We start from the raw sequence: 25,044 nt of genomic DNA, 5'->3' as shown, positions 1-25,044 counted from the left end.
GTTTTCCGCTTACCGGCTTTTACGGCTCGCGCCAAAAAAGGCGACTGCCGCAAGTGCAACGCTTGCAATGACATTCCAGCCCGCAAAGGAAAGGCCGAGCACCCGCAAGGCAGCGTCGTTGCAGGAGGGGGCCTTGATGGCGTTCAGATTGCCCAGCAGATCGCCGGCATTGGTGGTGATGGAAGGCGCCCCGGTTGCGCAGGTGATCGGCCCTTCCCAGAAACCCCATTCCACACCGGCGTGATAAACGCCGAGCCCGGCGCCGATCAGCATCGCCACGCCGATAAGGGCAAGCAGCAGCCGGGTGATCTGGACCGGCAATTTGAAGACGCTGGTCGCAATGGCCAATATGCCCAGCGGAATCGCGTAATAATAGGGATCGCGCTGCAGCAGGCACAGCGCGCAGGGCGTATAACCGCCAATATGCTGGAAACCGAGGGCGGAGCCGACGGTGAAGATCATTCCCGCCGTGACGCCGAGAGCGGCGAGCGTGCGGCTATTGTCGGCGGTGGTCGCATTGGCCATGTTGTTTTCCTCAAACTTCGCGAAGAAGCAGATATCCCGGACGGGCTTTCAAAAAGGCGGGCGTGATGGCGAAATTAAGTCGCCGGTCTTCACGGGGTGTAACGGGATTCGTCTAATCGAGTCCGCCGCATCTGGCAAATGAAAGCCCGGTAATACTCGGAGGCGCGCAAGCAAAGTTTCGTGAGCTTTTCGGCGGCGTGAGACCGTCGAAGAGTTCACTGACGCATGCTGGTCAAAGCTTAGAGAAATCAATGCGCTTTTAGGAAATGGTACCCCAAGCCGGGATCGAACCAGCACTCCTTTCGGAACCGCATTTTGAGTGCGGCGCGTCTACCAGTTCCGCCATTGGGGCAACGGTGGTAATGCCACGGCGTCTATCATGCTCAAGGCCATGCGTGCAACCCCAAAGCTGACTTATCCTTTTGAATTCCGCCTGTTTGCACGGGCGGTTTTCCGTCTTTGCCGGGCCGTCGATCAAACTGGTGCGGAGGGCGGCTGTGCCGGATCGCGACACCTGCAGTTGCGGCATTAGGATAATATTAGGCACCTCTAATAAATTGGAATATACGCAATTACTAATTGAATTATGATGTCAGTGTGGAGTTTCCACGCGGGGCGGGAATGGCCAAACTCATAGGGAGGAAATTATGAGGGCTTTTTCTCGCAATTTATTACTGTCCGCCTGCCTGATCCTGCCGATCAACGCCCATGCGCTGGATATCGGGATCGGTGGCGAGAATGGGGTTAACGCCAGTGTTGGCGACAATGGTAGTGGCGGGCTCGGGGTCGATGCCTCCGTTGGCGGCAGCAGTGGCGTTAACGCCAGTGCGGATGTCGGCGGCAGGAGCGGCGGCGGGCTGGGTGCGGATGTCAACGCATCGGTCGGCGGCAGCAATGGGGTCAATGCGGATGTCAATGCATCCGTGGGCGGTTCCAGCGGCGTCAATGCCGGTGTGAACGCTTCCGTTGGCGGCTCGGATGGCATCAATGCCAATGTCGGGGCCAATGTGGGGGGCTCGAGCGGTGTCGGTCTCGGCGTTGGCGTCGGTATCGGCGGCTCCGGTTCGACCGGCACGCCCGGAAATCCCGGCGGCAGCACCACCAATCCCGGCGGCTCGGGCACAGTGTCTCCGGGCGCGATGCGCAATGCTCTGCAAGCCTATAACGATATGTCGCGGACCGAGCAGATCAAGCTCGCCCGCCGTTGTGTCGATATTCTGGGCGGCGGATACGATGCGGCGCTGACGAAACTGTGCAAAATGATCCGGACGGCCTCGCGCTGAAGCAGGCTTTGCCCGTGTCAGAAAACTTCGAAGGGCGCCAACGGCGCCCTTCGGATCAATTGCCCTTGCGTCCGAAGGACAGGATCTTCTGCCGCAGGCTGCGGGCGAGATTGCGGGTGTTGCGGTACATGTCCACCTGCGTGGAAACCTGACGCACGTCCCGGTCGCTGTTCTGGGCAAGCCCGACGACCAGCGTACCCATTTCCTGACGTTCCTGCCAGAAGCGGCTCATGATCGGATGATCGGGCACGGCGCAGCTGTCGCTGCGCAGAATGTTGGCGTCATCCAGATGCCAGTCGGTCAGTTTCTGCACCAGCAGCTTGCCGGGAGAAAATTGCGCATAGCTCTCGTCGAAAGCGGTCTTCCACGTATAGGCCTCGCCCGCCGTGATGAACACCACCATGGAGGCGATGGCGCTGCCATTGAGATCGATGGTGTGGATACGCACCGCATCCGCTTCCGCCAGATTGGTGATCGCCTCGCGGGCGAAGGCGGCGCGATAACGGTCGTTGACCAGCGCGGTGCGTTTGCGGCCTTTCCAGCCGCTCGCCTCCAGCGCCAGAAACTCCTCCATGCGGTAACGCACGTCCGCTGGCTGCCGGGTAACGGTATAGGAGAGGGCCCCAAGTTTTTCGAGCTGCCGCCACTGCCTGTTCATTTCGCGCAAATGGTGCGGCGCAAGGGCGTTTCGCAGATAGGCCCTGCCATCGAGAAGGCTCTCCAGCATCGGCCGGTAATAATTGCCCGTCGTCGTCACCGGCAGGTTGCGGCTGAGCGCGATGGCTTTGAACATGCGGGCAAACGGCCCTTCCAGCCGAATGTCCGGCAGAACCAGAACATTCGGCAGACGCATGTTGCTGTCGGAAAGCGCATCGAAAAGATTGTCGAGGGTTTCGGCGGCGCCTTCGGTGTCGACCAGCGGCGTGCCGAGCGGCCCGAATGGATTGGCCCAGACGCGAATGATGGAGGGACCGATGGAAAAGCCCGGCTTTTCCACGGTAAAGGGCATCAGGAAGCGCATGCGGCTTCTGGCGCCATTCTCGTCGCGAATGAGGGCGAAGCGCACGGACTTGTCCTCGATGCGCGGCATGGCGGGCGCGAGAAGCCTTCCGGTGAAAAAGACATTCGCCTCCATGACGCGGTTGGACAGAAAGTCGAGTTCTTCCTGCATGTCATAACCGAGCTGACCCGGATAGATGCAGAATTCCCGGCCATCGCGGCCCACGCGTCGGCTGCTGTCGGCCACGGGGCGGTCACGCTCCGCGGACGCCATAAGTGCCGCGATGCGCGGGTCCTGAAAATCCGGATTCTTTGGATCGCTGGACATGCTTATCGTTACACCGCCTTCCCAGTGTTTTGACCCGCCCGGGGATCGTTGAAGGCAAAAAGGACGATCCCGAGTGTGCGGCGAATGGCAATATGCAATAGCACAGCTTCTATGCACATGGCTATCGCCACCGCTGCCGCTGCCCCTGCCAGACCATAGACCGGAATGAGCGCCATGTTGAGTGCAATGTTGCAACCGAAGATAATAATATAAAGCACGACGCACAATTTTTGTTTGCCGGCCATGTTCAGCAATGTTTCCCCCGGGCCGATCAGCGCCTTGGCGAGGAAACCGGCGAAAAGGAAGAACATCAGCTCATAACCCTGAACGAAGCCGGGACCGAACAGCGACAGCAGGAACGGGCCGGCCAGAAGCACCACGCTGCCGACGCCGAGTGATGGCCAGAAGGCCCAGCGCGCGGCCTGACTGGCGAAACCGGCGAGCCCCTGCCGGTCATTGGCCGACATAAGGGCGGCCAGGCGTGGGGCGGCGGCCGCCTGCACCGAGAAAAACACGAATTGCATCAGCACGATGGTTTTTGCCGCAGCAAAATAGATGCCAACCTGATCCGGCGGCAGATAAAGCCCGACGATCACCACATCGGAATTGGTCATCAAAAAACCGATGCCGTCGATCAGGAACATCGGGAAGGCGAACCTTATCCAGTGGCGGAAATGCACCCTGCGGACCGTGCTGCGGAAATGCCGGTTGAGCCTGCGGTTCATGAAGGCGAAATGGAAAAGCGTGGTGACATAGGTGGCAAGAAGGGCCGTCAGCATGGCCGTCGTTGCGGTTTTTTCCGCGCCAAGACCGATTGCCACCAGCATGAACAGCAGGATCAGCACCGGGCGAACGATATAGGTGGGGCTGAGTGCGGAGACCGCCCAGCCATTGGCGCGCGCGGTGCCGTTCAGCACATCGCCCAGCGCCACCATCGGCAGGGTGAAAAGCGCGAGCGACACGGGAATGAGATAATAGGAGGCGATGCTCTCGCCAAAGAAATACAGGAAAACGAAACCGAAAATCGCAAGCGCGCTCGCCGAAAGCATGGCGAAGACCCGCGCCGTCGAGGTCAGCCCCATGATCTTGTCATGGGCATCCTCCAGACGATAGCCGGGTAAAAAGCGGATGACGGTGGTGTGAAAACCGAGACAGGAAAGATTGCCGAACAGGATCACCAGAACCCAGACGAAGGCGAACAGGCCGTATTCGAATTCGCCCATCAGGCGGGCAAGAATGATCTGGGAAATGAAGGCTATACCGGCGCTGACGATGCGCACCGCAAACGCAACCAGCGCCATGCGCTGCGCGCGGGAGACCTCATCCCCGCCGGAAAGAACAACGGCGACTTTCGCTACCAGCGGCGAAAGCTTCGCGCGCAGGCCTGCGGGTAAGGCTTTTTCCGCCGTGTTGAGGATAGCCATGATCCACACGCCATCATTTCCAGTTGAATAGGCAGGCCGATCATACGCGCTTCATCCTTAACGAAGGGTTTGGGACGCGCCGGCCCGTGTGCCAATATCGTCCGCCACGCGTGGCTTGCGGATGCCGTTAAACAGGAAAAGGGCGAGCGGGCTGAGGCGTATCGCCTGATGCAGCATATAGGCCGCCGCCGTGGTGGCCGCGACGATGATGGTAAATTCCACGATCGGCGGCAGCGCAATGAGGATGAACAGCGTTCCGAAGGCGTAGATCAGCGGATGGTGAAACAGGTAGATGGTGAAGGACGCATCCGTCATGCGTCTGGCAAGCCGGCTCGGCCTGTCGAAATAACGGCAGGCGAGGTCTATCAACAGACGGCTTGCCGTCACCGCCGCAATTGCCGACGCCAGCACCAGCAGGGCCGAATTCGAAAAGGGATATTGCAGGCGCAGGGTCACCGCCGTCGCGATGGCGCCCGCCGCGATGACGCCGGTGAGAAGGCCCGTCTGGCGGAAGCGGTGAAAGAGGGCGCGGTCACGGTGCAGCAGCGCGCCAATGAGGAAGAATGGCAGGTAACGCGCATAGGGATCGGAAGCGCGTTCATAGAGAAAAAAGAGGCCGCTTCCGCTCTTTGCTGCAAGCTGGCCGGATCCGTAGATCGTCAATTCCCACACAACAGGTACGAGGCAGAGCATTGCAAAAAACAGGGAGGTATGCCCCTGCCGCAGGCTGCCGAACCAATCTCTCACATAGGCTACTGGCGGACGTTCCAAGAGAAACAGCAGGCCGGCAAGCAGGATCGAATAGAAGATAAGGGCCGGCAGGAACCATAGATGCATGATCCACTGTTCGCTCGGGCGCAGCAGGCCGGGCAGGTTCTCAAGCAGCCGGTCGGCCGGGATATCGCCTTTGGCGACGCCGGCCAGTTGCAGCAGGAAAAGCTGTGATGGCCCGAGCAGAAGGACCGCGACGATAAAGGGCACGCCGAGGCGCAGGAAACGCTGTCTCAGCCAGCGCATCTTGCCCTTCTTGCCGATGACCATGGTGGAAAAATAGCCGGCCACCAGAAAAAATGCCGGCATGCGGAAGGTGACGAGTGCGGCACCCAGCGCGCTCAGAAGCGGGCTGGTGTCGAAATCCTTGATGTCCCATGGCAGGGCGTAGCTGTAGAGGAGGGAGGCGTGATAGGGAATGCCAAGCAGCATGAGGAGCGCCCTTAGCGGGTCCCAGTAGTGCTCGTAGTCTGATTTGCCCGGTTGCATTTTTCCCTCGCGCCGCAGGCGCGATCCCGTGTGATCGGCAATGACCAGCACGACTATTGGTGGAAAACGCTAATAAACCCTTCACGCCCCGGAGGGTGTGGGCGGAGCCTTTTTTCTCGGCATGAGATCGAGGACCAGCGCACAGCCCAGAATGATGATGCCGGCGCCGAAAAGCTGGGGAAGCGAAAGCGGCTCATCCAGCACAAGCGCGCCGACGAGGACCGCAACGACGGTCACGGCGAATTCCACGCTGATCGCCCTGGTTGCGCCGATTGAGGAGACAAGCTTGAAATAGGTGATGTAGGTGAGGCCGCTCATGACCACCGCCTGTACGAGAAGATAACCGTAATCGATGAGGCGCGGTGCTCCGGGCAGGGGCACGGCCAGAAGAAGCGGCAATGTCATCAGCCCGCCCGTGAGAAAGGAGCCGATAGTGATTTCCCACGAACCCACGCCCTTGAGATAGCGGCTGGCATAGTTGCTGCCATAGGCGGCGCAGATGCAGGCGGCGAGGGCGGCGGCACAGCCGATGATGAAGCCGGTCGTGACGGGCACGGCGGGGAAGCCGACAAGCAGCAAGATGCCGCTAAAGCCGATGATGAGTCCGGCAAAGCCCTGTTTGGTGAGGCGTTCAAGTCCCCAGACCTGTGAAATGAGCATGGAAAAAAGCGGGATGGTGGCCACCAGAATGGCCGCCATGGCGGTGCCGACCAGCGGCGTCGCATAGGAGAGGCCGATCAACTGTCCCGCGACCGTTGTTGCGCCGACGACGGCGAAGGCGCGCCAGCTCGCGGAAAATGCAAGCTTTCGGCGCGCCGCAATCGCGATCAGAAACAGGGTGACGGCGGTGACCAGCGAACGGAGCGTGACCGCGCCGATCCAGCCGAAGGCCTCGACGACATGCAAAAGCAGCAGGAAGGACATTCCCCACGCGAGTGCGAGAAAAACATAGGCGGCGAAGTCGCGAGGGGCCATGAAAGCTTTTTCCGGAAGACGATCCGGCTCCCATATTGGAAATTGCCGATATCCGTCAACAGCGATCGAGGGGTGCAACGAAAATCGCCCGCAACCGAAGGTGCGGGCGATTTCGTTTGTCTGTCAGGAACTGCCTCAGGCCTGTTCGTAAACGCCGTGGCAGTGCTTGTATTTCTTGCCGGAGCCGCAGGGGCACATTTCGTTGCGGCCGATGCGACCCCAGGTGGCCGGGTTTTCCGGATCGCGATCCTCGGCCGGCACGAAGGCGGCGGGCGCGGCCTGTTGGCCCAGCGCCATTTCGTCTTCGCCCGTATTGGGGTCGAGATGATGCGCCGTCATTTCCGGCAGTTCCGGCTGCTGAGGTTCCTGCTGCACCAGTTCCACCCGCATCAGCTGGGCGGTAACGGCCTCGCGCAGATTGGCGAGCAGCGCCTGGAAGAGTTCGAAGGCTTCCGCCTTGTATTCCTGCAGCGGGTCGCGCTGGGCATAACCGCGGAAACCGACGACGGAACGGAGATGGTCGAGGTTGACGATATGTTCGCGCCACAGATGGTCGATCGTCTGGAGAATGACCGAGCGTTCCACATAGGTCATGATCTCGGGGCCGAAACGTTCCGCGCGCTCGGCGGCGTATTTGTCGGCGGCCTCGGTAACACGCTGGAGAATATCGTCCTCGGCGATGCCTTCTTCCTTGGCCCATTCCTCCACCGGCAGGTCGAGGTTGAGGAACTGGGCGATGCCGGCCTTCAGGCCTGCAATATCCCACTGTTCCGCATAGGCATTTTCCGGAATATGCTTGGTGACGAGCGTTTCGATCACTTCATGGCGCATATCGGCTGCGGTTTCGCCGATATTGTCGGCTTCCATCAGCTCGAGGCGCTGTTCGAAGATGACCTTGCGCTGGTCATTCAGCACGTCGTCATATTTCAGAAGGTTCTTGCGGGTCTCGAAGTTGCGGGCTTCGACCTTCTTCTGGGCGCGTTCCAGCGCCTTGTTGATCCACGGATGGACGATTGCCTCGCCTTCCTTCAGGCCGAGCTTCTGAAGCATGCTGTCCATGCGCTCGGAACCGAAGATGCGCATCAGGTCGTCCTGGAGCGACAGGTAGAATTTCGAGCGGCCCGGGTCGCCCTGACGGCCGGAACGGCCGCGCAGCTGGTTGTCGATACGGCGGCTCTCGTGGCGTTCGGTCGCGATGACGTAAAGACCGCCGGCGGCAAGGGCCTTTTCCTTGAGAACCTTGATCTCGGCGCGGATAGCCGCTTCCTTCGCATCAAGCTCCGGACCCGGCTCCATGCCTTCGAGCTCGCGCTCAAGCCGCATGTCGACGTTGCCGCCGAGCTGGATGTCGGTACCGCGGCCAGCCATGTTGGTGGCGATGGTGACCGCACCCGGAACGCCAGCCTGCGAAACGATATAGGCTTCCTGCTCGTGGTAACGGGCGTTCAGGACCTGGAAATCGGAGAAGCCGGACTGACGCAGGAGATGGGCCAGAAGCTCGGATTTTTCGATGGAGGTCGTGCCCACCAGAACCGGCTGGCCGCGTTCATGCGCCGCCTTGATCTCGGTGATGATCGCCTGGAACTTCTCCTCGCCAGTGCGGTAAACCTCGTCGTCCTCGTCGATACGCTGGATCGGCAGGTTGGTCGGCACTTCGATGACGTCGAGGCCGTAAATGTTGCCGAATTCTTCCGCTTCCGTCGCGGCCGTGCCGGTCATGCCGGCCAGCTTTTCGTACATGCGGAAATAATTCTGGAAGGTGACGGAGGAAAGCGTCTGGTTTTCCGGCTGGATCTGCACCTTTTCCTTGGCTTCGAGAGCCTGATGCTGACCTTCGGAATAACGGCGGCCCGGCATCATGCGGCCGGTGAACTCGTCGATGATGACGATTTCGTCGTTGCGGACGATATAGTCCTTGTCGCGGGTGAAGAGCTTGTGGGCCTTCAGCGCATTGTTGATGTGGTGAACGATGGCGACGTTTTCGACGTCGTAAAGCGATTCGCCCTTCAGGAGGCCCGCCTGCCGCAGCAGGTTCTCGAGCTTCTCGGTGCCGTCTTCGGAGAAGTTGGCCGAGCGCTGCTTTTCATCGATTTCGTAATCTTCCGGCGTCAGCAGCGGAATGAAGGCGTCGATGGTGTTGTAAAGGTCGGAACGGTCGTCCAGCGGGCCGGAAATGATGAGCGGCGTGCGCGCCTCGTCGACCAGGATGGAGTCGACTTCGTCGACGATCGCGTAGTTGTGGCCGCGCTGAACCATCTGGGCGCGGTCATATTTCATGTTGTCGCGCAGATAATCGAAGCCGAGTTCGTTGTTCGTCGCGTAGGTGATGTCGCACGCATAGGCCTCGCGGCGCTGGTCGTCGTCCAGCCCGTGGACGATCACGCCGGTCGTCAGGCCGAGGAAGCCGTAGAGCCTGCTCATCGTGGCCGCGTCACGCTTGGCGAGATAGTCGTTGACGGTGACGACATGCACGCCCTTGCCGGCAAGGGCGTTGAGGTAGACCGCAAGGGTCGCCACCAGCGTCTTACCTTCACCGGTCTTCATTTCGGCGATGGCGCCTCCATGCAGAATCATGCCGCCGGTCAGCTGCACGTCGAAGGGCCGCATATGCAGAACGCGGCGCGACGCTTCGCGGGCGACGGCGAAAGCCGGGATCAGCAGGTCGTCCAGCGTCTTGCCGTCGGCAAGCTGCTGGCGGAACTCAGCGGTCTTGGCCGCCAGCGCTTCGTCGGAGAGCGCCTTGGTGGCTTCTTCCAGCGCATTGATGGCTGCGATCTTGCTTTTATAGGAGCGGACGCGGCGGTCATTTGCCGAACCGAACAACTTGCGGGCTATTCCGCCGAGACTGACCATCTTACTGGCCCTTTCTGAAATTCCGTTTTGCCGGGCGCTTTTCTCCGTCACGCCGATTTCAGCATAAATGACGGACTTCGCCCTTCAACGTATCTGGACGCGAGGTTGCGTGACAGATAAGAGGGGGGGCAAATGATGTCAACGGTTCTGCCCGTTACAGAATGGCCACAATCCGGTGTTTGGAAGTTTTTTCAGAGCCGGAAACCATGTCTGGAGCCGGCATTGTCCCCGAAAGGTTCAAAATGTTGCGCTATAATAAAATTGCGGCTGCGGTGATTGTGGCCACGCTCGGCCTCCAGCTTCCGGCTTTCGCACAGGAAGACAAGGTTGTCGCCAAGGTCGGCGATCTGGAAATCCACCAGTCCGAACTCGACCTCGCCATGAGCAACCTCGACCCGCAGCTCGCGCAGCTTCCCGATGAGCAGAAGAAGGTTGCAGCCCTTTCCGGCGCGATCGACGTCAAGCTTCTGGTGAAGAACGCCAGCGCCGAAGGTCTGGAAAAGACTGAAGATTTCAAGAAGCGCATGGAATTCATCCAGGACCGTGAGCTGCACAACGCCTATTTCCGCAAGCATGTCGTCGATGCCGTTACCGCTGACGAAGTAAAGGCTCGCTACGACAAGGAAGTCGCAGCCCTGCCGCAGGAAGAGGAAATCAAGGCCGCGCACATTCTCGTCGCCAGCGAGGACGAAGCCAAGGACATCATCAAGCAGCTTGATTCGGGCAAGGATTTCGCCGCGCTCGCCAAGGAAAAGTCGACCGATTCCAACAAGGATGACGGCGGCGATCTCGGCTGGTTCGGCAAGGGCCGCATGGTGCCGGAATTTGAAGAAGCCGCTTTCGGTCTCGAAAAGGGCGCCTACACCAAGGCTCCGGTGAAGACCCAGTTCGGCTTCCACGTCATCAAGCTGGAAGACAAGCGCATCGCACCGCCGCCGGCTTTCGAGCAGGTCGAGCCGCAGGTTCGTCAGCTTGTCATGCGCGACAAGTACGTTGCCCTCATCGAGAAGGCAAAGGCCGACCAGAAGATTGAAATCATGGATGAGACGCTGAAGAAGGGCTACGACGAAGCCACGAAGGAACAGCAGGCTCAGCCGCAGCCGCAGCAGTAAGAATTACCCTTGTTATGGGGCGGCTTTAAAGGCCGCCCCGTTTCATCTCTGGCATTTCCATACTTCCCATTTCCAGAATTTCAGGCGCTTCCCATGTCCGTTGCCGTTTCCCCGCTCGCTCCGAAATCCTATCCCGACATGCCTGCGCTGCGCGGCGTTCGCATGGCGACGGCTGCCGCCGGCATCAAGTACAAGAACCGCACCGACGTTCTGCTGATGGTGTTCGACAAGCCGGCAAGCGTCGCCGGCGTCTTCACCAAATCGAAATGCCCTTCCGCCCCGGTCGATTTCTGCCGTGCCAATCTCGGCGGCGGCGTGGCGCGCGCCGTGGTGGTCAATTCCGGCAATGCCAATGCCTTTACCGGCGTCAAGGGCAAGGCCGCGACCGAATTGACGGCGAAATCCGCCGCCGCTGCCGTTGGCTGCTCGGAAGGCGAGGTCTTCCTGGCATCGACGGGCGTGATCGGCGAGCCGCTGGATGCTTCGAAATTTGCCGGCGTTCTCGGCGACATGAATGTCAGGGCGGAAGCCGATTTCTGGCAGGAAGCCGCCAAGGCGATCATGACGACCGACACCTATCCCAAGGTTTCGACCCGCACCGCCGAGATCGGCGGCGTGATCGTGACGATCAACGGCATTTCCAAGGGTGCTGGCATGATTGCGCCCGACATGGCGACGATGCTCTCTTTCGTGGTGACGGATGCCGATATTGAGCCTGCCGCCCTGCAGTCGCTGCTGTCTGCCGGTGTTGGCCCGACATTCAATTCCGTGACTGTCGATAGCGACACTTCCACCTCCGATACGTTGATGCTGTTTGCGACAGGTGCTGCCGCTGAAGACGGCCAGGTGAAGGTAACGAGCGCCGACGACGAGCGCCTTGCCGGCTTCCGCGCCGCGCTGAACGATCTCCTCAAGGACCTCGCCCTGCAGGTGGTTCGTGACGGCGAAGGCGCGCGCAAGATGGTGGAAGTCACCGTAACGGGCGCGGAAAACGATGCCGCCGCCAAGAAGATTGCCCTCTCCATCGCCAATTCGCCGCTGGTGAAGACCGCGGTTGCCGGCGAAGACGCCAATTGGGGCCGCGTTGTCATGGCCGTCGGCAAGTCCGGCGAAATGGCCGACCGTGACCGCCTCGCCATCTGGTTCGGCGGCGTGCGCGTGGCTGTCAACGGCGAGCGCGACCCGGATTATTCGGAGGCGGAAACCAGCGCGGTGATGCGTCTCGAAGACATTCCGGTGAAGGTGGATATCGGTCTCGGTCAGGGCACTGCCACCGTCTGGACCTGTGATCTGACGAAAGAATATGTTGCGATCAACGGCGACTATCGGAGCTGACCGTTGGAGCCGAAGAGAATGCAGGACAATAAGGCCGTCAATCTGCCGCTGGTTCGCCGTCTGGAAGCCGTCAGCTTCCGGGCATGGCCTGCCTCGTCGGTGATTTATGACGGTAGCTGGCAAATCCGCCTGACGGGCTCGCACCCCTCCAAGCGCATCAACTGCGTGGTGCCGCTCGACCCGTCCGATTACGGAAACAGCGCGGTGCGGCTGGAAAAGGCGCGCAAGCGTTTTGAAGATTTCGGCCGACCGCTGGTGGTGCGCGAAACGACGCTGATGCCGCCGCAGCTGAGAGAATTTCTCTCGAATGACGGCTGGTCCGTGTTCGAAGAGGTCACGGTCATGACGGCCGATCTCTCTGGCATGGAGCTGCCCGAAACGCTGGTCAGCCTGCCGAGCCACGATATCGGCCGTTTTGTCGAGGCGAGCATCAAGGTCAGCGATAGCGACCCGGCGCTGCGCCCGGCAATTGCGGAAATCGTCAGTTCCATCAAGCCGGCGCTCGGCCTCTTCATCAATGAGGAAGTGGAAGGCAATCCGCTCGCGACCGTGATCTGCGTGCAGGACAATGATCTTGCCGGCATCATCTCCCTCGATGTCGAAAAGTCGCAGCGCAAAAAGGGCCTCGGCACGCAGGTTTTGTCGTCGGCACTGCGCTGGGCGAGAATCAGCGGCGCAAAAACCGCCTGGCTGCAGGTGGTTTCCACCAATGCGCCTGCCATCGCCCTTTATGAGAAATTCGGCTTCTCCGAGGCTTATCGTTATCGTTACTGGCGCAAGGGGGCCGGCGAATGAGCGAGGTAGGCAAAAAAATCCTGCTGGTCGCCGCCTGCGCCCTTCTCGATCAGGATGGCCGCATTCTTCTGGCGCAGCGTCCGGAAGGCAAGTCGCTTGCGGGCCTGTGGGAATTTCCCGGCGGCAAGGTGGAGCATGGCGAGACGCCGGAGGAAACCCTTGTCCGAGAACTGGACGAGGAGCTGGGCATCAAAACCAAGGTCGCTTGCCTCGCACCGCTGACATTTGCCAGCCACACCTATGAGACCTTTCACCTCCTGATGCCGCTTTACGTGTGCCGCCGTTATGAGGGCATTGCGCATGGCCGGGAAGGGCAGGCGATTAAATGGGTGAAGCCGCAGGCACTGCGCGATTACCCCATGCCGCCGGCCGATGAGCCGCTCATCCCCTTCCTGCAGGATCTGCTATAAAATCGGGAAGCCCCCGAGGTCCTCGCGTATTATCCCGTCACAGCTTCGTGAAAATGCCCCGTTTGCAGCGCTTTGCCGTGCCAAAACGGGGCTGTGTTAAGAGATCGTTCAGCACCCTCTGGCAGATTGTTAAGCTAAAGAAGCGGTAAACTGCGCGAGACGAGGTTGCTCATGAACGAGGATTTCTGGAAGACGGTGGAAGGTCGTCACTTGTATTCCCACAAATCCCGTCGCACCGGCGTACTCAATGTGGCGCTGCTTTTCGGCACGGCGGTTATCGCGCTCTCACTCATCGTCACTCCCATGCTTGCCGGAAAATCCTCCACGCGGGTGGCGCAGTTTCCCGATAATTACGACATGATCAGCACGGGCTCCATCAAGAAGACCGATGTGGGCAAGACCTATTCCATCCGTCGCAGCATCACCCAGCCAATGCCGGAAATGCCCTGCGTGGTCAGGGGTTATAGCAACGAGAGCGGTTGCTGATCGTTTACCATCAAAGATAACGGATTCCTCACATCGCCGACCTAGGATAGAGTTGATTTCAACAGGGCAGATGCCGGTTGTCGCAACGCACCGGATGGCGGATGGGGAATATCCTGTGCTGCATTTTTTTATCAAATTTTGCAAAAGCGAAGACGGTGCGACAGCGGTTGAATACGGCTTGATCGCCGGGCTGATTTCCGCCGCCCTCATCGCTGGCGCAGGCAGCATAAGCAGCAATATCAATGCCGTGTTTCAGTTCATCGTAGACACTTTGGCGAGTTGAAGCCTTTCGGCTGATCGCTCAGGACAGCTTCACCTCGGTTGTCCTTAAGGCATCGGCAAGCCGCACCTTGGCGGAGCCGGGTTTCAGCGGTTTCTGCTGGCTTTCGTGCGGCGCCCAGCCCGATACATAGATGATGGAAAATGTCGCCCTTATCCGCCCGTCAGGATCGGAATATCGTTCGGCGTAAAGCTCCGCCGCGCGCAGGAAAAAGGCGCGGTTGAGCGGCTTTCTGCTGCGGCTTGCCAGCGGATTGGCCATGCCCATGGCGCGCAGGTCGCGCATCAGCGGGAAAATCGAATCGTAACGCACGGTGTAGCTTTCCGCATCGGTCACGGGGAGCGCAAAGCCGGCGCGCTGCAAAAGCGCGCCGACATCGCGGACATCGGCGAAGGGAATGACGCGCGGGCTGGCGCCTCCGGTCAGTTCCGCCTCGGCGGTCAGCAGCACGTCGCGCAGTTCCTGCAGGGTGCCGCTGCCGGGAATGGCGCCGAGAAACAGGCCGTCCGGTTTCAATGCCCGCCGGATCTGGATCAGCGCGCCGGGCGTATCATTGGTCAGATGCAGGGCAAGCGGTGAAACGATGAGGTTGGCGGAGGCCTCCTCGAGCGGCAGATGTTCCATGGAAGCGGCGTCGGGAATATTCGCATCCGTCGCAAAACAGCTCTCGGTTTCGATACGGCGAATGGTATCCACCTTGCCGGTCTCCGCCAGCCGCCGGGCGGTGACGCCGGTGCCGCCGTGAAGTTCGATTGCGGTCTCGAACTGGCGCTCGACGATGGCAAGCCTGTCGGCCAGCTCTTCGGCCGCCATATCGAGAAGAAACAGGGCCTTGTCGTCGCGCTGGTTCCACGCCCGGCGACGGTTTTGTTCGATCAGGGCCTGGTCAAAGAGAATATCCATCATCTTGCCTGCTCGGCCTCAAACGCCTTTGGGATCGGCGGGCCGTATCGTTGGTCTCATGCCGTTTTGGGCACCGTTTTCCCGGTGTCGGGAAGGAACTATCGCTCTCGCAAAGGCACCCGTTCGGCGGTAAAGTCAACCTCATGGGTGCTGGTGAAAGTCTGTTTTCGGTTTTGCTGTCTAAGTCTGCGGCCGTGCCGGCGGCGGCGGGAGACATGTGGCGTGCGGTCTTCCGCATGGTCTACCCGCCAACCTGCGCGGGCTGCACCCGCATGACCGGCGGCGAGGGCGCCTTATGCGCGGATTGCTGGTGGGATGTGGCCTTTATCGATCGCCCTTTTTGCGAGGTTCTGGGCATTCCCTTCGCGCGGGACCACGGAGATGGTTTCGTCAGCGCGCAGGCGATTGCCGAACCGCCGCCTTTTGACCGGCTGCGCGCCGTTGCAAGCCATGAGGGAACCGCCCGCAAGCTGGTGCACCGGCTGAAATATCAGGACCGGACCGATCTCGCCCGCCTGATGGCGCTGTGGATGCTGAGGGCAAGTGACGGAACGGTGGATGCCTGCGATTGCATCGTGCCCGTTCCATTGCATCGCAACCGCTTCCTGCGCCGCCGTTTCAATCAATCCGCCGAGCTAGCGCGGCATCTGGCCAGGGCCTCCGGCAAGCCCTTGCTTGCCGGCACGCTGCTGCGCGTGAAGCCGACAGAGCGGCAGGTGGGGCTATCCGCACTCGCCCGGCGGGATAATGTGCGCGGCGCTTTCGCGCTCGCACCCGGCCGGGAAACAGATGTTCATGGCAGGCGCGTGGTGCTGGTGGACGACGTCTATACCACTGGCGCGACGGTGGGTGCGGCAAGCCGCGCCCTGCGCAAAGCCGGTGCCGCGGATGTGACGGTTTTGACCTTTGCAATGGCCATTTCCGGGCCTATATGAAACCTGAATGACATGACTTTATCGTGCGTTTTACCGCACGTTTGCGAGGGCTTTGAGAACATGGCACCGGTGACGATCTATACGCGGGATTTTTGTGGTTATTGCGCGCGCGCCAAGGCGCTGCTGGACAGCAAGGGCGTGGATTATGCCGAATATAACGCCACGACGACGCCGGAATACCGGCAGGAAATGATCGAGAAATCCGGCGGAACGACGTTCCCGCAAATCTTCATCAACGGCCAGCACGTGGGCGGTTGCGACGATCTGCACGCGCTGGAGCGCGCCGGTAAACTGGACGCGCTGCTGGCCGCCTGATCGGCCGCGACCTTGCGGGTATGGAGGATGTGATGGGTTTCAAGGCTGCCGCCATTCAGATGCGCTCCGGCGTCGATCCGGCAAGAAACGCCGCCGATATGGAACGGCTGGTGCGTGCGGCTGCGGCCGAGGGCGCCGTTTATGTGCAGACCCCGGAAATGACGGGCGCAATCCAGAAGGACCGGCAGGCGCTGCGTGCGCAACTGCGTGATGACGATGGCGATATCATCGTTGCGACGGCCGCCCGTCTTGCCCGCGAACTCGGCATTCATGTCCATGTCGGCTCCACGGCCATTGCCCGCCCGGATGGCAAGATCGCCAATCGCGGTTTTCTCTTCGCGCCGGATGGTTCGCGCATCTGCAGCTATGACAAGATCCATATGTTCGATGTCGATCTCGACAATGGTGAAAGCTGGCGTGAAAGCGCTGCCTATCAACCCGGCGAAGTGGCGCGTATCGCCGAACTTCCGCTGGGGAAATTCGGCTTCGCAATTTGCTATGACGTCCGTTTCCCGCAGCTGTTCCGCGCGGAAGCGCTGGCAGGTGCGGAGGTTCTGACCGTTCCGGCGGCTTTCACCCGACAGACGGGGGAGGCGCATTGGGAAATCCTGCTGCGTGCCCGCGCCATCGAAAACGGCGCTTTCGTCATCGCCGCCGCGCAGGCCGGCGTGCATGAGGACGGGCGGGAGACCTTCGGCCATTCCATCATCATCGACCCATGGGGCAAGGTTCTGGCCGTTGCCGGCGGCGCTGGCGAAGAGATCATCTTCGCCGAGATCGATACGTCGCTGGTGGCTGCCGCACGCGGAAAAATTCCCAATCTCCGCAATGCCCGCGAGTTCGGTCTGGATACGGTTATTCCCCTGAAACCTGCCGGAGGTGAAGCGGCGTGATCCGTTATGCGCTGGCCTGTGAAAAGGGCCATGAGTTCGAAGGCTGGTTTGCCGGCAGCGACGATTTCGACGATCAGTTGCAGCGCGGTTTCCTGTCCTGTCCGGTCTGCAACTCCGTGCAGGTCTCCAAGCTTTTGATGGCGCCTTCGGTTTCCACCGCCCGCAAGAAAGACGAACGCCAGACGCTGGCCATGGATACCGCCAGAAAAGAGGCGCTTGCAAAAATCCGCGAGGCCGTTGCCAATATCCGCGCCAATGCGGAAGATGTCGGCGATAAATTTCCGGAAGAAGCCCGCAAGATCCACTATGGCGAAGCGGATGAGCGCGGCATCATCGGCAATGCCTCGGCGCAGGACGCCAAGGCCCTGCTGGACGAGGGTATCGAGATCGCGCCGCTGCCGGTGCTGCCCGACGACGTCAACTGAATTTCTTTAGGACGACCTCACTCAAATAGCGTCCGGGATTACCCCTGCGCCGGCCGCTTCGCCAGCATCATGTAGTTGACATCCATATCCGGCGACAGATTCCAGCGATCCTGCAGCACGTTGTAGAAGACGCCGGTGCGGTGGACGATATCCATGCCGCTCGCCACCAGCGGCCGCTCGAGCTCTTCCGGGCGAACGAGCTTTTCATACTGGTGGGTGCCGCGCGGCAGCCAGCGCAGCACATTTTCGGCGGCAAAGATCGCCAGTGCCCGGGCTTTGAGCGTGCGGTTGATGGTGGCGGCGAACATCAGGCCGCCGGGGCGCACCATTTTCGCGCAGGTGGTGACGAAGAGATCGACATTGGCCACATGCTCGACCACCTCCATGTTGAGGATGACGTCGAAGGTTTCGCCGGCTTCCTGCAACTGCTCGGCAGTCACGGCGCGGTAATCGACACTGACCCCGCTTTCGCGGGCATGGGTGGAGGCGATGCCGATATTCTTTTCCGAGGGATCGGCGCCCACCACATCTGCGCCCATGCGTGCAACGGGTTCGGAGAGAAGGCCACCGCCGCAGCCGATATCCAGTATGCGCAGCCCTTCCAGCGGGCGGTGCGCCTTTGGGTCGCGGCCGAAATTATCGCAGATGCGGTTGCGGATATATTCGAGCCGCACCGGATTGAACTTGTGCAGCGGGCGGAACTTGCCGGTCGGGCTCCACCACTCCGCAGCCATCGCGGAGAAGCGATCCACTTCGCTCTGGTCGACGGTCGTCTGTGCGGTTTCGCTCATGGTTATGCTCCATATTGCTGTTGCATTGAAGTCGGATGATTGCCCCTCGAAGTCAAGACCGGCGGTCCATCCCGGCGGCGATTTATCGGGCGCTGATTGCCGCAGGTGGAACTGATTGGATGCCTCATTTGTTTCATGCTGCGTTCATGCAGAACCGCGTATTTTCCGGTCGTGGCAGTATGTGGAACGCATACTGGTCCATCGAACAGGGTGGATGCCGACAAGGGCAAAGCGGGCCTTTGCTTGAGGAGAAAGAAGTGAAGAAAAAACTATTTGGCGCAATTGCGCTGGTGGCCATGCTCGCCGCGCCGGCACTTGCCGAAGCTGCGACGCGGGGTTTCGCCACCGCGAATGTGAATATGCGCTCCGGCCCGAGCACGGCTTATCCGGCCGTCGTGGTTATCCCGAATGGTGCGCCGCTCACCGTGCACGGCTGCCTTTCCGATACGCCGTGGTGCGATGTTTCCTTCGTGGGCGGTCGGGGCTGGGTAGCCGGGCGTTATATCGCCACGACCTACCGGCAGAACCGGGTCTATGTGGAACCGCGTTATTACCGCGATCTCGGCGTGCCGGTGATCACCTTCGAAGTCGGCCGTTATTGGGACCGCTATTATCGTGACCGCGACTTCTACCGCGAGCGCGACCGCTGGCGCCGTCCGCCGCCGTCCGGCGGGTACTGGAACGCCCCGCCTCCGAGCGCCGGATGGGACCGTCCGCGTCCGCGTGACGAGTGGCGTGACGGACGCCCGGACGACTGGCGTGATGGTCGCCGCGACGAGTGGCGTGATCCCCGCCAGGGCGGCCCGAATGACGGACGCTGGGAACGTCGCTACGGCGACTGGAACCAGGGTGACAGAAATCAGGACAGGCCGCGTCGCGACGACGACCGCCGCCGCTTCGAAGATGAAAGCCGCGACCGCAATCGCGATGGCCAGCAGAACCAGGATGAAGGCCAGCGTCGCCCAGAGCGTCGCCAGTGGGATGACACGCGCCGTGCGCCTGCTTCGGAAAATTTCCGCGATGGCTGCCGGATCGGCGATCCGGGTTGTGACCCGCGCTAAACAGACAAAGCCCGGCATGATCGTCGGGCTTTTTCATTTATGGCTTCAGTTGAGCTTTACGAGCCGTTATTTCGCGGCGGCAGCCTTGCGGGCACGGGCCTTGGGTTTTGCCGGGGCTTGCGCATCCGGTGCGGCTTCAGCAGCAGCGGCCTTGGGAGCGGCCTTCTTGCGCGTTGCAGGTTTCGTCGCTTCCGATGTCTTCAGCAGCGAAAATTCGTGCTTGGCCTGTTCCCAATGGTGCGCGTCGCGCCCATGGGGGTGGCCTTCCTTTTCCCAAAGTGTATATGCCCGTTTACTGATCCATTCGTGTTCCGAAACCTGCATGCTCGTCTCCCGTTGCTGTTTACAGCGCCTATGAGAAGGCGACATTCCGCTTTGGTCCGGCACACGCTCGACAGGAATCAATGCCGGCATTTCCAGAACCCATTACATGCCATGATTTTCCGGGCGTCAAGCAAACATGCTGCATTGCGAAAACGGATTTCCGGCATTTTCTGCCCGTTAAAGCGGTTTGAGCGAAAGACGTTCCCGCAGAACAAGATCAACGTTGCGTGATCGCGCCCGGCCCGCCAAGATGGCCGGATGAATGGGCAGCGGAGGAGGCAGTCTTGGAACAGAGAACGGAAGCGGATGCGCAGGTCATCGTCGAAAAACGGGGAGGGGCAGGCATCATTCGCCTCAACCGCCCGAAGGCCATCAACAGCCTGACCTTGCCCATGGTGCGCGACCTTTTTCAGGCGCTCCAGCGTTTCGAAGAGGATACTCGTGTTTCCTGTGTGGTCCTTACAGGGGAAGGCGACAGGGGGCTTTGCGCCGGGGGCGATGTCCGCATCATTCACGATCTCGGCAAGGCGGGCGATCCGCAGGTGCTTGATTTCTGGCGGGAAGAATTTCCGCTCAATTATCGCATCGCCCGCTTCGGCAAACCCTACATTGCTCTGATGGACGGCATCGTCATGGGCGGCGGTGTCGGCATTTCAGCCCATGGCAGCCACCGCATCGTCACGGAACGCACAAAACTCGCCATGCCGGAAACCGGCATCGGTTACTTCCCGGATGTCGGCGGCTCCTGGCTTTTGCCAAGGGCGCCGGGCGAATGCGGCACCTGGCTGGGGTTGACGGGCAATGCCGTGACCGCTGCCGATGCCATCTATGCCGGTTTTGCCGATTATCTTGTTCCTTCGGACCGTCTCGACGGGTTGATCCAAGACCTGTCGCAAGCCGCGGATACAGACAGTATCGAGACGGCGATCGCGGCGCGCGCCGACGAGGCCGGTGAAGGCGTTTTATCCATAAATCGGGAGATCATCGACGCGACATTCCGTTTCGACACGGTCGAGGAGATTGTCGCCGCACTTTCGGCGCGCCAGGATGCGTTTTCGCGCGAAACCCTCGAGGTCCTGCAAAAACGCTCCCCCACCAGTCTGAAACTGACCCTGAAGCTGCTGCGTCTCGGCCGGGAAAGCGCGAGCCTCATCGAATGCCTGGAGCGGGAATTTGCCGCCGGTACGGAAATATTGCGCCAGCATGATTTTTACGAAGGCGTGCGTGCTGCGCTGGTCGACAAGGATCGCAATCCCCGCTGGCAACCGGCACGGCTGGAGGAGGTGAGGGAGGAGGACATTGCGCCTTATTTTGCCGCGCATTCCGGCAATCTGTTTCCCGATCATCGTCTTTAGGCCGCGCAAAAGAAATCCGGCTTCTCGCCGTATATGAAATCATCGCCTTTGGAGTCCGTATTCTTTGGGTGAAATTTCCAATCCGCGCGCCCGGAAAGCATGGCTGTTTCTCGCGGGCGTTGCCGCCGCCCGCTATGTTGAGCACCATTCGAATTGCCGGGGGTATTCATGAAACGTCTTCTCATTATCGGTACTGCCATTGCCGCTCTTTTTGCAGGTGCGGCGCAGGCGCAGTCTCCGACCACCATTCTCAACGCATCCTACGATGTCGCCCGCGAAGTTTTCGCGGCCGAGAACGAGGCGTTCATCAAGCTGCATCCGGGCATCACCGTCGACCAGTCGCATGCCGGCACCTCCAAGCAGGCGCGCGCCATCGTCGAAGGTCTGGAAGCCGATGTCGTCACCTTCAATCAGGTCACCGATGTCGATTTTCTGGTGAAGCAGGGCTTCGTTTCCGCCGACTGGAAGAAGGATTTTGCGAACGACGCATCGCCCTTCTATTCCTTCCCGTCATTCCTTGTGCGAGCCGGTAATCCCAAGGGTATCAAGGACTGGGACGATCTTGCCCGCGACGATGTGAAGATCGTCTTCCCCAATCCGAAGACCTCGGGTAACGCCCGTTACACCTATCTCGCCGCCACGGCTTACGCCAAGGAGAAGTTCAACGGCGACGACGCGAAGGTTCAGGCATTCGTCAAGAAAATCTTCGACAATACGCCGGTGTTCGACACGGGAGGCCGCGCCGCCACCACCACCTTCGTTGAGCGTGAAATCGGCGACGTGCTGATCACCTTCGAAGCCGAGACGCGCGGCATCGCCAAGCAATATGGCGCAGACAAGGTGGAAGGCGTCGTGCCCTCCGTCAGCCTGCTGGCCGAATTCCCGGTGGCCGTGGTGGACAAGGTGGTCGACAAGCGCGGCTCGCGCGATCTGGCGAAGAGCTATCTCGACTTCCTCTATACCGAGGAAGGCCAGCGCATCGCCGCCGAATTCGGCCACCGCGTCCACAATGAAAAGGTCGTCGGCGAATTCAAGGACAAGTTCCCGGCCATTCGCCTCGTCAACGTCGAGGAGGTCTTCGGCGGCTGGGATAAAATCCAGAAAGAGCATTTTGCATCCGGCGCGACGCTTGATACGCTTTACGGCAGCCGTTAATCACAGCGATACGCAACAGGTAAAAGACCCGGCGGGAAACCGCCGGGTCGCTTTTTGATGAATGGGGGGCGGGGTTTGAAGCGGAATGTTCTGCCGGGGCTGAAATTGTCCCTTGGCGTTACCCTGACTTACGTTGCCATCATCGTGCTTCTGCCGCTCTCGGCATTGGTGTTCAAGGCGGCAAGCCTTGGCCCTGCCGAATATTGGTCGATCATCTCCTCACCGCGCGCCGTGGCCAGTTATCGTGTTACCGTGCTCTGCGCGCTGGCTGCCACGCTGTTCAACGTCATCTTCGGGCTGGCGCTCGCCTGGGTGCTGACGCGTTACCGCTTTCCCGGCTGGCGCATCGTCGACGCCATCGTCGATCTGCCTTTTGCGCTTCCGACCGCCGTTGCCGGCATTGCGCTGACGACACTGTTCGCAGGCAATGGCTGGTTCGGCTCGGTGCTTTCGCAATTCGGCATCAAGGTGGCCTATACGCCGCTCGGCATCATGGTGGCGATGGCCTTTACCAGCCTGCCCTTCATTGTGCGTACCGTGCAACCGGTGCTGGAAGACCTCGATCCGGCGCTTGAGGAAGCGGCGCAGTCGCTCGGCGGTTCCGATCTCGAAATTTTCCGCAAGATCATCCTGCCGCTGTTGACGCCAGCGTTGCTCGCCGGTCTGTCGCTGTCCTTCGCCCGCAGCCTCGGCGAATTCGGGGCGATCATCTTCATCGCCGGCAATCAGCCGTTTTCGACGGAAATCACGGCGCTGCTGATCTTCATCCGGCTGGAGGAATATGATTATCAGGCCGCCGCCGCCATCGCCTCCGTGCTGCTCATCACCGCCTTCGTGATGCTGGCGGTGACCAATTATCTGCAGGCGCGCGCGCTTCGTTATACGGTGAGGGGCTGAGAGATGAGCGCCGTTTCTTCACATCGCAAACCGCCACGCGTCGGCGACTCCCCTCTCGTTCGCCGCAGCCTGATTTCTTTTGTGCTGGTCATCGGCGCCATTTTGGTCCTGGCGCCGCTTATCATCATCGGCGTCGAGGCGTTTTCGCAGGGCTGGAAGGCCTATACGGCCACCATCACCCATCCCGATACCCGCCACGCCATCATGCTGACGGTGCTGACGGCGCTGATCGCCGTGCCGGTCAATACGGCCTTCGGTGTTGCGGCCGCATGGGCGATCACCAAGTTCGATTTCCCCGGTCGACGGTTCCTGCTGGTGCTGATCGAGATACCCTTTTCCATCTCGCCCATCGTCGCGGGTGTCGCCTATCTTTTCGTTTACGGCCTGCAGGGGCTTTTCGGCCCGTTCCTCGATGCACATGACATCAAGATACTTTTTGCGCTGCCCGGCATCGTCATCGCCTCGGTGTTCGTCACGGCACCTTTCGTGGCGCGGGAACTTATCCCGCTGATGCAGGCGCAGGGCCGCGATCTGGAAGAGGCGGCGACCTCGCTTGGCGCCTCCGGCTGGCGCACCTTCTTTTCTGTCACCTTGCCGAATATCAAATGGGCGCTGCTTTATGGCGTCGTGCTGTGCAACGCCCGCGTGATGGGTGAATTCGGCGCGGTATCGGTCGTATCGGGCAATATTCGCGGCCAGACCAATACGCTGCCGCTGCATATCGAACTGCTTTACCACGACTACCAGACGGCCGGCGCTTTTGCCTCGGCCTCGATCCTCGCCACCCTCGCCGTCGTCACCATCATCGCCAAGGTGGCGCTGGAACGACGCGGCGCCGGGCGCGGGGCCAAGAAGACCAACGGCGATGCCGCCATCGCCACGGAGACCTGATTCCCATGAAAATCCGCCTCGAAAATGTGGTGAAGACCTTCGATACCTTCCGCGCCGTGCGCGATGTTTCGCTGGATATCGAAAGCGGCGAACTTCTGGCGTTGCTCGGCCCCTCAGGTTCCGGCAAGACCACGATTTTGCGCATGGTCGCCGGCCTCGAATATAGCGATGGCGGCCGGATCTTTTTCGGCGACGAGGACGCCACCAATATTCCGGTGCGGGACCGGGGCGTCGGTTTCGTATTCCAGCACTACGCGCTCTTTCCGCATATGACCCTGCATCAAAACATCGCTTTCGGCATGAAGGTCTCGAAGGTGAAGCGGGACAAGGCGGCAATCGATGCCCGCGTCGAAGAGCTTCTGCGGCTGGTGAAGCTCGATGGCCTGGGCGACCGTTTCCCGGCGCAGATTTCCGGCGGCCAGCGGCAGCGCGTGGCGCTGGCGCGTGCGCTTTCGGTCGATCCGAAGGTGCTTCTGCTCGATGAGCCCTTTGGGGCGCTGGACGCCAATGTGCGCCGCGACCTGCGCCGCTGGCTGCGCGAGATTCACGATTCGCTCGGCATCACCACGATTTTCGTGACGCATGACCAGGAAGAGGCGCTCGATCTTGCTGACCGTGTGGTTATTCTCAATCAGGGCGAGATCGTACAGCAGGGCACGCCGAAGGAGGTCTGCCGCCAGCCGAACAGCGCCTTCGTCATGCGCTTTCTGGGCGATGCCAACCGGGTGTCCGGCGTGGCGCGCGGCGGCAAGGTCTATGTCGGCGATAACGAGCTGCCTTTTTCCTATGCTCAAGGCGATGGCGCGGTGGACATCTATGCCCGCCCCGGCGATCTGGAGTGGGAAGATCTGCATGAGGGCATTCCGGCTTCTGTGGCGCGGGTTCTCGACCGTGCGGGCGAGCGCCGGGTGATTGCCAGCACCGATGGCGGCGACCTTCTGGAATTCGACGTGCCGCCGGAAAACGATGTCGCCGCCGGAGACCGCGGTTCCGTCATCATCCGCCGGGCGAAGATTTTCCCGGCGGCGTGAGGC

26 protein-coding genes and 1 tRNA gene are annotated in these 25,044 nt (G+C 60.6%); 17 read left to right on the top strand and 10 right to left on the bottom strand.

Annotated features, from left to right (window positions below):
- Positions 1-9: 9 nt before the first annotated feature.
- Positions 10-525 carry a disulfide bond formation protein B gene (locus PIB16_RS20480; RefSeq protein WP_078053374.1) on the bottom strand — a complete coding sequence of 172 codons (516 nt, stop codon included), beginning with the start codon at positions 523-525 and terminating at the stop codon, positions 10-12.
- Between the two features lie 267 nt (positions 526-792).
- Positions 793-877 (bottom strand) — tRNA-Leu (locus tag PIB16_RS20475).
- A 295-nt stretch (positions 878-1,172) separates the two neighbouring features.
- Here PIB16_RS20475 and uppQ point away from each other — a divergent pair.
- Entirely contained in the window at positions 1,173-1,808 is a 636-nt protein-coding gene (uppQ, locus tag PIB16_RS20470; RefSeq protein WP_065657098.1) for a polysaccharide biosynthesis GNAT family N-acetyltransferase UppQ, read from the top strand.
- A 55-nt stretch (positions 1,809-1,863) separates the two neighbouring features.
- Here uppQ and PIB16_RS20465 read toward each other — a convergent pair whose 3' ends face one another.
- The 5 genes from PIB16_RS20465 to secA all read right to left on the bottom strand — a co-directional run bounded on the left by PIB16_RS20465 (position 1,864) and on the right by secA (position 9,647).
- Positions 1,864-3,135 (bottom strand): GNAT family N-acetyltransferase, encoded by a 1,272-nt coding sequence (locus PIB16_RS20465; protein ID WP_065657099.1) that lies wholly within the window; start codon positions 3,133-3,135, stop codon positions 1,864-1,866.
- Positions 3,136-3,143: 8 nt separating this feature from the next.
- Positions 3,144-4,559, bottom strand: a complete 1,416-nt coding sequence (gene uppV, locus PIB16_RS20460) for a Wzx-type polysaccharide biosynthesis protein UppV (RefSeq protein ID WP_065657100.1) — start codon at positions 4,557-4,559, stop codon at positions 3,144-3,146.
- Between the two features lie 57 nt (positions 4,560-4,616).
- Complete coding sequence (gene mdoC, locus PIB16_RS20455) at positions 4,617-5,819, bottom strand: glucans biosynthesis protein MdoC (RefSeq protein ID WP_271046267.1); 1,203 nt, start codon at positions 5,817-5,819, stop codon at positions 4,617-4,619.
- Between the two features lie 81 nt (positions 5,820-5,900).
- On the bottom strand, positions 5,901-6,794 hold the full coding sequence (locus PIB16_RS20450; protein WP_078053421.1) for a DMT family transporter: 894 nt from the start codon (positions 6,792-6,794) through the stop codon (positions 5,901-5,903).
- A gap of 135 nt (positions 6,795-6,929) precedes the next feature.
- Positions 6,930-9,647, bottom strand: a complete 2,718-nt coding sequence (gene secA / locus PIB16_RS20445) for a preprotein translocase subunit SecA (RefSeq protein WP_271046266.1) — start codon at positions 9,645-9,647, stop codon at positions 6,930-6,932.
- 242 nt (positions 9,648-9,889) lie between these two features.
- On the opposite strand from secA, the gene PIB16_RS20440 reads away from it, so the two are divergent.
- The 6 genes from PIB16_RS20440 (at position 9,890) to PIB16_RS20415 (ending at position 14,068) form a co-directional block, all read left to right on the top strand.
- Positions 9,890-10,759: a peptidylprolyl isomerase gene (locus PIB16_RS20440; RefSeq protein ID WP_080858141.1), complete on the top strand. Its 870-nt coding sequence runs from the start codon at positions 9,890-9,892 to the stop codon at positions 10,757-10,759.
- A 93-nt stretch (positions 10,760-10,852) separates the two neighbouring features.
- Positions 10,853-12,094: a bifunctional glutamate N-acetyltransferase/amino-acid acetyltransferase ArgJ gene (gene argJ, locus PIB16_RS20435; RefSeq protein ID WP_065657289.1), complete on the top strand. Its 1,242-nt coding sequence runs from the start codon at positions 10,853-10,855 to the stop codon at positions 12,092-12,094.
- A gap of 18 nt (positions 12,095-12,112) precedes the next feature.
- Positions 12,113-12,889 (top strand): GNAT family N-acetyltransferase, encoded by a 777-nt coding sequence (locus tag PIB16_RS20430; RefSeq protein ID WP_220317422.1) that lies wholly within the window; start codon positions 12,113-12,115, stop codon positions 12,887-12,889.
- The gene (gene mutT, locus PIB16_RS20425) at positions 12,886-13,299 is read left to right on the top strand and encodes an 8-oxo-dGTP diphosphatase MutT (protein WP_220317421.1); all 414 of its coding nucleotides are present in this window, start codon (positions 12,886-12,888) and stop codon (positions 13,297-13,299) included. The genes PIB16_RS20430 and mutT overlap by 4 nt, the downstream gene beginning before the upstream one ends.
- A 171-nt stretch (positions 13,300-13,470) precedes the next feature.
- Positions 13,471-13,785: a hypothetical protein gene (locus tag PIB16_RS20420; protein ID WP_065657104.1), complete on the top strand. Its 315-nt coding sequence runs from the start codon at positions 13,471-13,473 to the stop codon at positions 13,783-13,785.
- A 70-nt stretch (positions 13,786-13,855) separates the two neighbouring features.
- A complete protein-coding gene (locus tag PIB16_RS20415) occupies positions 13,856-14,068 on the top strand; it encodes a Flp family type IVb pilin (protein ID WP_271046300.1) in 213 nt (70 codons plus the stop codon).
- Between the two features lie 18 nt (positions 14,069-14,086).
- Here PIB16_RS20415 and PIB16_RS20410 read toward each other — a convergent pair whose 3' ends face one another.
- The gene (locus PIB16_RS20410) at positions 14,087-14,968 is read right to left on the bottom strand and encodes a methyltransferase domain-containing protein (RefSeq protein ID WP_078053425.1); all 882 of its coding nucleotides are present in this window, start codon (positions 14,966-14,968) and stop codon (positions 14,087-14,089) included.
- A 143-nt stretch (positions 14,969-15,111) separates the two neighbouring features.
- Between PIB16_RS20410 and PIB16_RS20405 the strand changes: the two genes are divergently transcribed.
- The 4 genes from PIB16_RS20405 to PIB16_RS20390 are packed head-to-tail and all read left to right on the top strand — an operon-like array spanning position 15,112 to position 17,536.
- Positions 15,112-15,903 carry a ComF family protein gene (locus PIB16_RS20405; protein ID WP_271046265.1) on the top strand — a complete coding sequence of 264 codons (792 nt, stop codon included), beginning with the start codon at positions 15,112-15,114 and terminating at the stop codon, positions 15,901-15,903.
- Between the two features lie 60 nt (positions 15,904-15,963).
- The gene (gene grxC, locus PIB16_RS20400; RefSeq protein WP_003522552.1) at positions 15,964-16,218 is read left to right on the top strand and encodes a glutaredoxin 3; all 255 of its coding nucleotides are present in this window, start codon (positions 15,964-15,966) and stop codon (positions 16,216-16,218) included.
- Between the two features lie 32 nt (positions 16,219-16,250).
- Positions 16,251-17,111 carry a carbon-nitrogen hydrolase family protein gene (locus tag PIB16_RS20395; protein WP_065657108.1) on the top strand — a complete coding sequence of 287 codons (861 nt, stop codon included), beginning with the start codon at positions 16,251-16,253 and terminating at the stop codon, positions 17,109-17,111.
- Positions 17,108-17,536, top strand: coding sequence for a DUF1178 family protein (locus PIB16_RS20390; RefSeq protein ID WP_003522554.1), 429 nt, complete (start codon positions 17,108-17,110; stop codon positions 17,534-17,536). The genes PIB16_RS20395 and PIB16_RS20390 overlap by 4 nt, the downstream gene beginning before the upstream one ends.
- Positions 17,537-17,574: 38 nt before the next feature.
- Here the strand turns inward: PIB16_RS20390 and ubiG are convergent, their stop codons facing one another.
- Positions 17,575-18,327, bottom strand: a complete 753-nt coding sequence (gene ubiG, locus PIB16_RS20385; protein ID WP_065657110.1) for a bifunctional 2-polyprenyl-6-hydroxyphenol methylase/3-demethylubiquinol 3-O-methyltransferase UbiG — start codon at positions 18,325-18,327, stop codon at positions 17,575-17,577.
- 257 nt (positions 18,328-18,584) lie between these two features.
- Between ubiG and PIB16_RS20380 the strand changes: the two genes are divergently transcribed.
- On the top strand, positions 18,585-19,388 hold the full coding sequence (locus tag PIB16_RS20380) for an SH3 domain-containing protein (protein ID WP_271046264.1): 804 nt from the start codon (positions 18,585-18,587) through the stop codon (positions 19,386-19,388).
- Between the two features lie 66 nt (positions 19,389-19,454).
- On the opposite strand, the gene PIB16_RS20375 is transcribed toward PIB16_RS20380, so the two are convergent.
- Positions 19,455-19,712: a DUF2934 domain-containing protein gene (locus PIB16_RS20375; RefSeq protein WP_078053427.1), complete on the bottom strand. Its 258-nt coding sequence runs from the start codon at positions 19,710-19,712 to the stop codon at positions 19,455-19,457.
- Positions 19,713-19,996: 284 nt separating this feature from the next.
- On the opposite strand from PIB16_RS20375, the gene PIB16_RS20370 reads away from it, so the two are divergent.
- From PIB16_RS20370 to PIB16_RS20350, 5 genes are all read left to right on the top strand, one after another.
- Positions 19,997-21,067, top strand: coding sequence for an enoyl-CoA hydratase/isomerase family protein (locus tag PIB16_RS20370; protein WP_271046263.1), 1,071 nt, complete (start codon positions 19,997-19,999; stop codon positions 21,065-21,067).
- Positions 21,068-21,235: 168 nt separating this feature from the next.
- Positions 21,236-22,222, top strand: a complete 987-nt coding sequence (cysP, locus tag PIB16_RS20365) for a thiosulfate ABC transporter substrate-binding protein CysP (RefSeq protein ID WP_080857393.1) — start codon at positions 21,236-21,238, stop codon at positions 22,220-22,222.
- A gap of 57 nt (positions 22,223-22,279) precedes the next feature.
- Positions 22,280-23,119 carry a sulfate ABC transporter permease subunit CysT gene (cysT, locus tag PIB16_RS20360; RefSeq protein ID WP_078053429.1) on the top strand — a complete coding sequence of 280 codons (840 nt, stop codon included), beginning with the start codon at positions 22,280-22,282 and terminating at the stop codon, positions 23,117-23,119.
- 3 nt (positions 23,120-23,122) lie between these two features.
- Positions 23,123-24,010: a sulfate ABC transporter permease subunit CysW gene (gene cysW / locus PIB16_RS20355; RefSeq protein ID WP_174036936.1), complete on the top strand. Its 888-nt coding sequence runs from the start codon at positions 23,123-23,125 to the stop codon at positions 24,008-24,010.
- 5 nt (positions 24,011-24,015) lie between these two features.
- Positions 24,016-25,041: a sulfate/molybdate ABC transporter ATP-binding protein gene (locus tag PIB16_RS20350; protein ID WP_003522562.1), complete on the top strand. Its 1,026-nt coding sequence runs from the start codon at positions 24,016-24,018 to the stop codon at positions 25,039-25,041.
- Positions 25,042-25,044: the final 3 nt, after the last annotated feature.

It is taken from the genome of Agrobacterium sp. ST15.13.015 (assembly GCF_027871645.1).
Taxonomy (GTDB): Bacteria; Pseudomonadota; Alphaproteobacteria; order Rhizobiales; family Rhizobiaceae; genus Agrobacterium; species Agrobacterium leguminum.
The sequence above is the reverse complement of the archived record's forward strand: the minus strand, read 5'-3'. Positions and strand labels throughout refer to the sequence as shown.